8 protein-coding genes and 1 tRNA gene are annotated in these 11,771 nt (G+C 48.4%); 5 read left to right on the top strand and 4 right to left on the bottom strand.

Annotated features, from left to right (window positions below):
• The first annotated feature begins 29 nt into the window (after positions 1 to 29).
• Positions 30 to 103, top strand: a tRNA-Asp gene (locus PVA46_RS02170).
• Between the two features lie 86 nt (positions 104 to 189).
• On the opposite strand, the gene PVA46_RS02165 is transcribed toward PVA46_RS02170, so the two are convergent.
• The gene (locus PVA46_RS02165; protein WP_167695128.1) at positions 190 to 2,373 is read right to left on the bottom strand and encodes an acyltransferase; all 2,184 of its coding nucleotides are present in this window, start codon (positions 2,371 to 2,373) and stop codon (positions 190 to 192) included.
• Between the two features lie 156 nt (positions 2,374 to 2,529).
• Between PVA46_RS02165 and PVA46_RS02160 the strand changes: the two genes are divergently transcribed.
• Complete coding sequence (locus tag PVA46_RS02160) at positions 2,530 to 3,510, top strand: M15 family metallopeptidase (RefSeq protein WP_167695127.1); 981 nt, start codon at positions 2,530 to 2,532, stop codon at positions 3,508 to 3,510.
• A gap of 15 nt (positions 3,511 to 3,525) precedes the next feature.
• Here PVA46_RS02160 and PVA46_RS02155 read toward each other — a convergent pair whose 3' ends face one another.
• Positions 3,526 to 4,959 (bottom strand): lyase family protein, encoded by a 1,434-nt coding sequence (locus PVA46_RS02155; protein ID WP_167695126.1) that lies wholly within the window; start codon positions 4,957 to 4,959, stop codon positions 3,526 to 3,528.
• A 157-nt stretch (positions 4,960 to 5,116) separates the two neighbouring features.
• On the opposite strand from PVA46_RS02155, the gene PVA46_RS02150 reads away from it, so the two are divergent.
• Positions 5,117 to 6,685, top strand: coding sequence for a peptide chain release factor 3 (locus PVA46_RS02150; protein WP_167695125.1), 1,569 nt, complete (start codon positions 5,117 to 5,119; stop codon positions 6,683 to 6,685).
• Positions 6,686 to 6,848: 163 nt separating this feature from the next.
• On the opposite strand, the gene PVA46_RS02145 is transcribed toward PVA46_RS02150, so the two are convergent.
• Entirely contained in the window at positions 6,849 to 7,934 is a 1,086-nt protein-coding gene (locus tag PVA46_RS02145; protein ID WP_167695124.1) for a S41 family peptidase, read from the bottom strand.
• A gap of 202 nt (positions 7,935 to 8,136) precedes the next feature.
• Here PVA46_RS02145 and PVA46_RS02140 point away from each other — a divergent pair, with 202 nt between their 5' ends.
• Positions 8,137 to 9,087, top strand: a complete 951-nt coding sequence (locus tag PVA46_RS02140; RefSeq protein ID WP_167695123.1) for a hypothetical protein — start codon at positions 8,137 to 8,139, stop codon at positions 9,085 to 9,087.
• Between the two features lie 35 nt (positions 9,088 to 9,122).
• Here PVA46_RS02140 and PVA46_RS02135 read toward each other — a convergent pair whose 3' ends face one another.
• Positions 9,123 to 9,773 (bottom strand): dTMP kinase, encoded by a 651-nt coding sequence (locus PVA46_RS02135; protein ID WP_167695122.1) that lies wholly within the window; start codon positions 9,771 to 9,773, stop codon positions 9,123 to 9,125.
• Between the two features lie 168 nt (positions 9,774 to 9,941).
• Between PVA46_RS02135 and PVA46_RS02130 the strand changes: the two genes are divergently transcribed.
• Positions 9,942 to 11,768 carry a glycoside hydrolase family 10-like protein gene (locus PVA46_RS02130; RefSeq protein ID WP_167695121.1) on the top strand — a complete coding sequence of 609 codons (1,827 nt, stop codon included), beginning with the start codon at positions 9,942 to 9,944 and terminating at the stop codon, positions 11,766 to 11,768.
• Positions 11,769 to 11,771 lie beyond the last annotated feature (3 nt).

Genomic DNA, 11,771 nt, shown 5'->3' with positions numbered 1-11,771 from the left:
TTGCCTCTATGCTATTATCAGTATCAGATGGAGCTGTAGCGAAGTTGGTTATCGCACCTGCCTGTCACGCAGGGGATCGCGGGTTCGAGTCCCGTCAGCTCCGTTTTAGAGAACACGTTATGTGTTCTCTTTTTTCATATCCCACCACCAAAATAAAAAACAATATTCCTAAACGAATAAAATTCTACATTAAATCTCTAAGACAGTGCGAAAACGCTCGCGCGTGATGTGGGCGTAAGCGGCGGCGAGGTAGGAGTTATGACGCACTAAGGTCACCCGATCCAGCAAGGAGTAGCTAGCCACCGCGCGCACTTGGAGGCGAAAAGGATCGTTGCTAATCAGGCGAATTTCGATCTGGCTGGGAGGGTTTTTACCCAGAAAAATAACGACATTCTGTTGATCGATGATGTCCATCGGCACGTTGGCAGAGACTACGCCAAAGTTACGATCGCTGCGGATATAGAGGTCGAGATACTCCACCTGCTCCAGATTACCTAAAGTGATGTTACTGGCGGTGCGGTTGAGGATCTCTTCAAACTCTACATTTAGGGTAAAGTCGTAGCCCGAGGGCTCTATCGGGATGCCATCGACCACCAAATTGGGAATATCGACCAGTGCCAGCTCTTTTTGGTTAGTGTTATTGATCAGTTTAAGATCGCCTAGCCGTTGGATACTCCAGATACGCGCGGTACTCTGCCTGCGTTGCCCAAACCCACTCTCGCTCGCCACCAGCCATAGCGGTTCTTTCTCTGATTGTCGATACGGATGATAGTAACGCAACACGCCATAGAGCCCGATGATCGCCACGATATAGATGACGAAGGAGATATATGGCGGGAGGCGATGCAGGCGCAGGCGCTTACGATGATTAAAGTGCGACATGATCAGCATGAAGATGGGAGCGAAGATAAAGAGGAGAATGATGTTTCCTAAGATAGAGTCGAAGAGGAAGAGTTGCGCGATGGCCGGCGGAGCGTGATTGAAGAAGTCGCTCGCAAAAAAGATGATCATCACAGGGGCTAAGAAGAGAAAGACCAGTCGCAGGTACAAGGGCTTTACCATAACATAGCAAGTATACATAAAGAGAAACCAAAGCCAGCCAAGGGCGTAGATGATATTGATCATAGCAAAGAGAAGCAACGAGACAAAGCCAAAAATCAATGCGGAGAACGTATAAAATTTGCTCGATCCTTGCCGACGAACGCCCTCAAAGACTCTGCCAAAGAGCGCCGATAAAAAGAGCGTCCAGAGCACTTTGTAGAGGACAAACATCAAGGGCATGTATTGCCAAAAGGCGTTCTCACCCCGCTGATGGTTTACATAATAAGTGATAAAAGAGGCCAAGAAGAGCGCAATGAAGGTCATGGGCAGGAGCACTAAGCTCGATTTACCTTGACGACGAAAGCGTACCCACTGCGATCGCAATTGATGACGCGAAATGGCAGCAGCAATCAAAAGTAAAAAGAGGCCAAAGACCAAAAGCGTAAGATAGTGCTTCTCCCGCAAGATCCACTTGCCAAAGACGACGTAGTTGATCTCCCACTCGCTCTCAATCTCGCTAAGGTGTTGATGATAGAACTCCCTACTCTCTTGCGCCCGACGGTTTGCCCAACCTACCGCCTCCTCTAGCGAGTAAACAACATCTTGATCTTCTCCGCTAATCAGCACGGTGGCCAACTCTTGATTTAAATACTCATCCACCGCATGCGCATACGCACGAATAAAACGACGTGGCACGACATTACTCTGTTGTAAATAGATTTGCCGATCAAACAGTTCGTACAACTGGTGCATCATCGCGATCACGCTGTAAGGCGATCGTAAATATTGCTCCGCCCCAATCGTATAGGTATTGGTCGGCGATTTTAATTGATAATAAAGAAGATAACTTTGGTTATTGATAATGCCTAAGCGCAACAAATTTCTTGTGCCGATGGGATAGCTAAGGGCGCGTTCTTTGGCACTAGCAACCAACCAGTGAGGCGACTCTTCCCCCGAGAGAAAGAAGATGCGCATCGTGTAGCGCAAGGAGTCGTGTTTAGCTAGCTCCTGTGCCAAGGCAATCCCCAAGAGTAAGCTACCATCATAGTGGCTCTGGGGAATCAAAATGACAATCTCTTCTTCACGCTCACCCGGAAAGTAGTAGCCCACATTCGCGCCAAAGCTGTGCACATTACGGCTAAAATCCACTAAATCATAACGCGTCGCGTCAATGCCTAATCGCTGTGCCTCACGCATCAGCCAGCCAACTAATGCCTGCTCCGCAGCGTTACCCTCATCGCGATCACCAAAATTGAGGATACTCTGCCACTGCTCCACTTCTAGGGCGTAGCTCCAAGGTGAGATCATCCATACTAAAAAAGCGAGGATCATGCTTAGTCTCTTCACGTCTTTTTGAGGATACCCCACAATCTAGCCTCTGTCAAGAACTTGCCTCCTAAAAATATGCATAAATTACCCTCATCGCAAAAAAACATTGATTTAATCCACCAAAATCCCGATGACTTTGAAGAGAAGAGGAACAATGTTATGAAAAAACTATCCATATTATTCAGCCTAATGCTCTTAATTATGCCTACCATGAATTTCGCGCAAGAGAGCTTTAGCACCAAAGAGCAAAATAATCACCAAAGAACGCTCATCAAGCAGGGGTTTCCCGCCAATCTCTTAAAAAATTACACCCTTACCCCTATCGAATTACCCCAATTGTTACGTCTCTTGGCTATCTACAACACGTACGAGCAGAGCCATCAGCTCACCCTAGGGTACGATGCAGAAGTCGGCGACTGGGTACTCACCTTTGCCGGAAAAACCGATCTCTACTGGGCAAAAGGGAGAATCCTACCCAAAAGTGAGCTTGCCCATGTCGACAAGTACCGTAGTTACATCAGCTATCAATGGAGCGAAGTACCCGCCGACATGCGCACTTGGCCCCTAGAGCGCCTGCAACGCTTTCAGAATTCCACCAATCCTAATGTGCAACGCACCCGCACCACCTATCATGGACAATTTCATCACCTGCTTTATGGGGGATACGATCAAAAGAGCATCGAAGCACAGTTGATAGAGATGGAATTTCTAGGCACGCGTCTCAAAATGAACAAACTTGTTGCCCCTGCCCTCAAGCGCGTAGAAGAGAGCATCCTCAAAGAGAAAGCGCGTGACGCATCACTTCAAGCATTTCTGAATACCCTCACCAACTCCTCTAGCTACTACTGGCGCAACATCGCAGGGACGAATAGCATCAGCTACCACTCCTACGGCATCGCCATCGACATCAACCCCATCAAGACCACCAAGCCGATCTACTGGCTATGGGAGCGCGCCAGAAATCCTGAGTGGTTCCTCGTTGCCCCAGAAGATAGATGGCAGATTCACCCCAGCGTCTTACGCGCCTTCTTTCAAGAGGGATTTTTATGGGGCGGTAGCTGGCCTCAATACGATATTATGCACTTTGAGTATCGCCCCGAACTTAAAGAGCTCGCCAGACTTAACGAACTCTTTAAATAGAAGCAACATAATATGTTACACCTCAAGTTGGGGTAAATCTGCCTGCTCCAGCCAAGAGGCGTACGGCGCTAAACGTTCTTCCATCCACCCCACGTACGCAAGGGTCTGCTCTTTTGCAAAGCCAGCCACCGCTTGACTAGAGAGAATTTCTTCTAATGTCTCTTTGGATAAAATACAGCGCTTATCCGCCAAGAGTAGTGGGATAAGATCGAGCTTTTTGCCCTCGCTCTTCAACGCCAAGGTCAAGGTGTGCGATGCCTCACGGATCCACTCATGCGCCTCTTGACGATCGCCCCCCGCTTGCACGTGCGCCATCATCATCTTCTCGGTGAGGAGGAAGGGTAGCTCTTCACGAAGATGGAGCGCGATGACCTTATCATAGACCTTGCCATCATGAAAGATGCCTTGGAGCAAACGTAACAGGGCATTAACGCCAAAAAATGCCTGAGGAATGTTCAAGCGACGAATCGCCGAGTCATCAAGCGTGCGCTCAAGCCACTGGGTCGAGGCGGTGCTGACACTGCCACTGTGCAACGAACTGACCCACTTTGCCAAGGCACTCACCCGCTCGGCTTTCATGGGGTTGCGCTTATAGGCCATTGCCGACGACCCTACTTGTTGCGAGGAGAACGGCTCCTCAAACTCTTTAAGATGTTGTAAGAGACGCAAGTCATTCGAGATCTTATGGGCGCTCACAGCAATTTGGTTCAAGAGATCCATCACCCGCAAATCCCACTTACGATCATAAGTCTGTCCTGCTACGGCTTGAATCTGACTAAAACCCGCATATGTCGCGATCAACTGCTCCATTTCACGATATCGCGTATAATCACCATCAAAGAGCGCATGATAACTCTCGGCGCTCCCCGTTGCTCCTTTAAAGCCCTTCATCGGTAGGCGCGCGATAAGGCTAAGTAAATCGTCCAGATCGCTAGACAAACTCTCCAACCAGAGCGTCGCACGCTTGCCCACCGTGGTGGCCGTAGCGCTTTGAAAGTGCGTAAAGCCCAAGGTTACTACGCCTGCATGCGTCTTTGCAAACTGGTTGAGCCAATGCATGGTCAAGACCAGATCCGCTTCAATCAACTTGAGCCCTTGACGCATCATCAACATATCGGCATTGTCGGTGATATCGGCACTAGTTGCTCCCAAGTGCAAGATTGCGCGCGCGCTTGGTGCTTGATCGGCATAGGCGTGTAGGTGTGCCATCACATCGTGCTTGAGCTCTTTCTCATAGGTGCGCACCGCCAACAAATCGATGCTCTCTAAGTGTGCCTTCAGCGCCTCTACCTGCTCATGCGTAATCGGTAGACCCAACTGATGCTGTGCTTTAGCCAGATAATACCACATCAGTCGCCAGTGATACGCCCGTGACTTAGCACCAAAAAGGCGAAGCATCGCCTTACTTGCATACCGATCTGCCCATGGGCTCTGCCATAAATCGTCCATATCCACTCCTCTCTCTTCAGCCATAAAATTCCAACGCATACGCTCTAACATATCGACCAGCACGAAAAAAAAGCGCAACTATCTTGCCAAAAAGTGCAAAATACGCTAGGATAAACCATTACTTTATAAATTAAAGATTTCAGGAGTATCATCTGCCATGTCGCACTTGCCCCGATTAACCTTTGCTATCATCTCTCACCCCGACGCCGGTAAGACCACCATCACCGAGAAGCTCTTGCTCTTTGGGGGCGCCATTCAAGCAGCCGGATTGGTTAAAGCCAAACATGGCGGACGTGGTACCGTGAGCGATTTTATGCAGATGGAGAAGGAGCGTGGTGTCTCAATTAGCACCTCGGTCATGGGCTTTGACTTCGCCGGACGCAAGGTCAACCTCCTAGACACCCCAGGGCACGCCGATTTCAGTGAGGATACCTATCGTACGCTTACTGCCGTCGACTCCGCCCTCATGGTTATCGACAGTGTGAAAGGCGTGGAAGAGCGCACCCGAAAGCTTTGTGAAATTTGTCGCATGCGTCGCACCCCCATCATCACCTTCCTCAATAAGCTCGATCGCGAAGGCAAAGATCCCTTCGAAGTTCTCGATGAAGTAGAACGCGAGCTCAATCTCCAAGTTACCCCCCTTAGTTGGCCCATCGGACAAGGACAAGCCTTTAAGGGAGTCTACAATCTTTTAGAAGACAACATCCTCCTCTTTGATGCTCACGCCACCGATCTTGAAGCCAAAATGATCGATGGTAAAGATCTCGATAGTGCCGAAGTTAAAGGCCACATCGCCGAGCATCTCCTTACCAAACTTAAAGAAGATCTCGCGATGATCCGTGGGGTCTACCCCACCCTCAACCAAGCAGATTACCTTAAAGGAACGATCTCCCCCGTTCTCTTTGGCAGCGCCCTCAACAACTTTGGCGTACGAGAACTCCTTAATGCCTTGGCGAAGTATGCGCCATCGGCTGGGGCATTTGCCACCGAACAGCGCCTGATTCAACCCGATGAGCCAACACTTAGTGGCTTTATCTTCAAAATTCACGCCAACCTCGACCCCAAACACCGCGACCGCATCGCCTTTATGCGTATCTGTAGTGGCGTGTTTGAAAAGAACAAACTCTACACCCACCCACGCACCGGCAAAACCTATCGCACGGCAACCCCGCTTGCCTTTATGGCACAGAGTCGTGAGGCCACCGATAAGGCCTATCCTGGCGATATTATTGGACTACACGATACGGGTCTCTTTCGCATTGGCGACGCTATCACCGAAGGAGAGAGGCTCGACTTTAAGGGCATTCCTGCCTTCTCGCCCCAACTCTTTCGACGCATCCTCAATAAAGATCCGCTCAAGAGTAAACAATTTAACCGCGCCCTTACCGAACTTAGCGAAGAGGGCGTTATCCAAGTCTTTACCACCTACTACAGCAAGGAGCGCCTCATCGGTGCAGTGGGTGTCTTGCAGTTTGATGTAACCCAATTTCGCCTCACCAGCGAGTATGGTGCCTCCTGTAGTTTTGAAGGGGTCGACTTCAACATCGCCTGCTGGGTCTCTAGTCCAAACAAAGAGGCATGGGATCGCTTCTTTGGCTTTTATGAGAACAAAATCGCCCTCGATAGCAAAGAACGCTTCGTCTTTTTAGCCACCAACCGCTGGACACTCGAACGCACCATGGAGGATCATCCCCAGATTCACTTTGCCTTCACCTCCGAAGGATAGGGCGAATTTATCCTAAAAAATGGCGTCATCTATTGCTAAATTGGGTATAAATTGCGCGTATTTGGTTAAGATCGTTACAAACGAACGCACCATGGAGGATCATCCCCAGATTCACTTTGCCTTCACCTCCGAAGGATAGGGTAAATTTATCCTAAAAATGGCGTTATCTACTGCTAAATTGGGTATAAATTGCGCGTATTTGGTTAAGATCATTACGAAGATAGGCTTGCGCCCAAGGAATCACTAGTGCAGGATCGCCTTGGGGCAAAATAATATCAGGTTGATACCCCCCACGGTCGATTGCCACGTGATAAGAGTTGAGCTCTAAGCTCGTGCCAAAGGAGAGGGCATAGCGCTTACTAGGCAAGATGGCGTAACGTAAATTACCGCTATCGGTACAGCCCATCGAGGGAGATTGCCCCAACACGATGACCTTAAAGCTCTGCTTGGCGAGGTGAACGAGTGTCTCGGCAGAGCTGGCGGTCTTATTGTCGATTAAAATCGCTACTCGTTGGGGATAAGGTCTTGGCTGCTGGAGATGAATCTCCGGCGAAAATCCCGGTAAAGGGGGAATCACAAAGTTACCACTCTGTACGCGCATCGCCTTAACCACGCTCTCGTACCAGAGGCTATCGTTGTGTGCGCCCCACAGCTTAGCATAGTGCGCGGCCAAGGTAAAGTACCCTTGATTGCCGCGACTCGCGCGAAATGCCGTACCGCCCTGCAACAACACGCCAGAAGAGAGATAGGGCCAAAAGTGCGACCAAATCCGATCCGATCCCCCACCATTACCACGCAGGTCAATAATCCAATAAGGCAGGTGCTCCATCGCCTGACGATATTGCGCAAGTAACCCTTCTAAACGAGGCATAAAACCCACATGCAAACTGGGAATCTGCCACAACAGCGTATCACTATCGATAACCGAGGCTTGGGGTTCGAGATTGTTAAACGTAACCGCATGTTGCATCGGCATGCCCACACTTGGTTGATAAAACGATCGAAAGTGATCTTCGTACAGGCGCTCCAGCGATCGCGATGGGGTGAGGATCGACTCCAGACGCACGTGCGGATCTTTTATGTGCTTAATGAGTTGCTGTAAAATAACTTCTCGTCCAGCAAGAGAAATCGTAGCATAGTGCTTAAGCGCGTGGCGACGAAAGAGTTGAAAAGGGATATTTTGGCTCAAGGTGCGCCCTTTCACATAATCGTTGGTTAAATAAAAGAGTAATCTCTCTAAATCATCCACAGTACACACCCACCATCAAGAGTCTTATGTATCAAGCAAATATGCTCCTCACAATCATTTTCTTGCTTACTTATCGGTATTAACTCGCATCAAGTATAATCCTAGAGCCAAGAAGCGTCCACAAACAGATGTATCTTATTGATTAAATTGAATATTCATGTTATGATATATTAAGATCAAATTCATAAAAGAGGACTTTCCCATGAATCGTTTAATAAGATTCTCCTATAAAAAATTTAGTGCGTTCCTTGGCTTAACGCTGTTGATAAGCTTTTATGCCTGTAAGCCATCCACGCCTACCCCCCCAGTAGATATTGATGAAGATATCTATCAACCCAGCGATGCCGAGTTACAAGCTATTGGTATGCAGATTTTTCAAAATGAGACAGGGGGTAATAAAGATCACCTCGTCTTTTGGAACGCTAACGAACCCTTTCCCTCCCTAGGATTAGGACATTTTTTATGGTTTCCGATGGACTATAAAACTGAATTTGGACAAGCAAGTTTTCCCCCACTCATAGAATACTACAAAAAGCATGGCTATACAGAGTCTCAATTGCCCAAGCTCCTCCAAGGAGATACGCAATTTGCACCATGGAGTACGCGCGAAGAGATGTATGTGCAACTCAACGCCAAGGAGCCTGAGATCATGGAATTACGAGACTTTCTTTATAATACCTTTCCCATCCAAGTCAATTTTATTTTTGAACGCCTTAATAACTCTCTCTCCAAAATGCTCATCGTTGCCAGCGATCGTGATCATCTCAAAGCGCAATATCATCGAATGGCAAACAGCCCCAGCGGATACTATCCCCTCATTGACTACGTCAACTTTAAAGGCGAAGGCCTTAGCGGCGATGATCTCTTTACTCCGCTCACCTATATCATAGATATTCTTGGCGACAAAGGCGAATCGGCCTACAATCCTAAACGTGCACGGGTGTATCAAGGTTATGGTTGGGGATTGCGTCAGGTGTTAATGGAGATGCAAGGCAGTGAGCGAGGGCAGGCAGCATTAGATGAATTTAGTCGTAGCGCAGGATTAGTCTTAACCCGCCGTGTAGAGAACGCTCTGCTTGAGGGTAAAGATGAGTCCATCTTTCTGGCTGGTTGGCTCAACCGCACCAAGACCTACGCCCACCCTCTCTTTTAGACTATTATGCTTTATGCTTGAAGAGAAGAGCATGATTAGGTATTCTCTTCAAGCCACCGTTCGATATGTTGCACCATCTCCAAGTGAATTTCTTGCGCCGAACGCCATGTACCATCTGGCTGCGCACAGGCGATACGCACGACGTTCTTCTCCTCTGCCAACATAGCTTGATACGCCTCGCGCACACGCGCCTGAAAAGAGAGATCGCGCTCATAATGATCGCTCTTGCCGTCGGCCGTGCGTTGCTCAAGATTAGCACTCGTCAACGTATCGGGAAGCTCCAAATAAAAGAGCAGATCCGCAGGTGGCAAGGAGAAGATCTTGCTAACATCAGCCAGCCATTGCCGAAATGCCAAGCGCTCTTGCGCGTGAGAAAACTTTGCCGAGTGATAGGCCATGTTACTATAATAATAGCGATCGAGAATGACGAGATCCTCTTTGGTGTCGATATTTTTCATATAATCAAATTGATCGCACGCAAAGAGCAGCGCAACTAAGGCCGGATGCGTCGCCTCAATATCGCCTAAATCGCCATGTAAAAAGCGCGAAATCAGATCACCAAAAGGGCGCTGATGATGGCGTGGAAAGTGCAACACCTCTGGCTGATACAAGGCAAAATACTCTTGCAGTAATCGCGTCTGTAAGCTCTTGCCCACCCCATCCAATCCTTCCAAAACCACCAACATAGCAGATACCACCTCATCATTAACGTCCTTTACTTATCGACGCAGTAAGCCAATAATTCAAATCCATCAGCCAAGCAACCGAAAAAAATTACATGACATTTGTTGCATTTACGCTTGCGTAATTAACAAAATTACTTTATAATGATAGTAACAGGAGATTACAACTTTATGTATATTAGGAGAAATTCCAAAAGTAAACGCATCAGCCTACTCTTAGCCATACTCATGCTAACCAGCTGTCCTCAAGCCAAGCAAGAGCAACCCCAAGCCACCCAGATGCTCCATACTTTTTTAGGGGTAGATTCGCACTACAATCTGCTCTTTAGCGATCAACCCATCAAGGTGGTAACGACGGAGCCGACCGAACATATCTTGGTTGTAAAAGAGTATGTCGAACCGCATGAGATGGCGCGCGCCGTCTGGATTGGGACGATCTCGCAGTTGCACTATCCGCGTAAGAATGCTGATGGAACTCCACGGCTAAGCCTCGCCGAACTCCAAAGCGATTGGCTGGAGATCTTAGCAAATGCGCAATTTCTCCATCTTAATATGATAATCTTTCAAGTGAGCCCGATGCTCGATGCCTTTTATACCTCGGAGCATCGTCCTTGGTCGCAATTTCTTAATGCAGAAAATCGTCAAGGCATTAAGCCCGAATGGGCAGATAGTTTTGATCTTGTCGCATGGATGATTGAGCAGACGCATCAACGTGGCATGGAATTCCACGCTTGGTTCAACCCTTATCGTGTAACTGCTGGCGGACACTACACCATCTCTCTTGGCTCTGATGGCACGCTAGAGGGTGAGTTATCGGTGTTACCTGCTGGGAATTTCGCCAAGGATAATCCCAATACAACCTACCTTTTCGATAAAAAAGTCTACCTCGACCCCGGACTAGATACCACAATAAACCATATTGAAGCGGTCATTGCCGAATTCCTAGAGCGTTATGATGCCGATGCCATTCACTTTGACGACTACTTCTACCCTTACTCCATTTTTGCCAACGGCGAGCGCGTACACTTTGCCGATCAACTGCTCGACCGTGAGACCTTTCGTAACAACCGACGTGGCTTTACCTTTATTGAGGATATCGAAGGGGAAGCTGACTTAGCTCGCTATCAACAAGAAGTTGCCAAGTGGCGTAATGACAACAACGATCGCATGGTTTTGCGCGTTAAAGCTGTCATCGATGCCCACAATGCAGAGAGAGGCAAAGCAGTGCAGTGGGGCATTAGTCCCTTTGGTATCTGGGCGCATTACGACGAAAATCCCCTAGGCTCCAAGACACCCGTTGGCTCTACCGCCTCCTATCGAGATATCTATGCCGACACCCTCAAGTGGGCAAAAGAAGAGCATATCGACTACATTATTCCTCAAGTTTACTGGAACTTTGAGACCAAAGCCGCGCCTTACTCTACAATCACTTACTGGTGGCAAGATGCGCTCAAAGATGCAAGCACGCACCTTTATATTGGACACGCCAATTACAAAACCGGCGTTGCGTGGAACAACTATAGCGATATCGCGAACCAACTGCGCTACAACGCGCGCTTTCCCAAGATTCAAGGCTCTGCCTTCTTCAGCTATAATGATCTGCTCTGGCAAATTCCCAACAACACCGCACGCGCTGTACGCAACCTAGAGCTTATCACCTTGCGCGATCACCTGCGTAAGACCAGTCTCATTCCGGCTAAGCCTTGGCTCGATAGAAAGGAGACCCTCCCCCTCACCTTTATCCATTATGAACCAAGTGAACACCGCCTCTCTTTCCATGACTCCCTTCTTAATGATACGCGCTTTTATGTCATTTACGGCCTTAATGGGGAGCAACGCGAGATCCTTCAGGTTGTTGGGCGCGATAAAAAGATCGCAAAACAAGCCTTCACGCTCAACCCACTAGACCTCCATGGCTACACCCAATTAGGCATTAGCATTAAGGATTTTTCTGGTGTAGAAAACACCATGCAGATCATCAATTTACCGCAATTATAGGAG

Source organism: Entomospira culicis (assembly GCF_028748145.1).
Lineage (GTDB): Bacteria > Spirochaetota > Spirochaetia > WRBN01 > WRBN01 > Entomospira > Entomospira culicis.
Note: the sequence above shows the minus strand (reverse complement) of the source record. Positions and strands in the feature narration are given on the sequence as shown.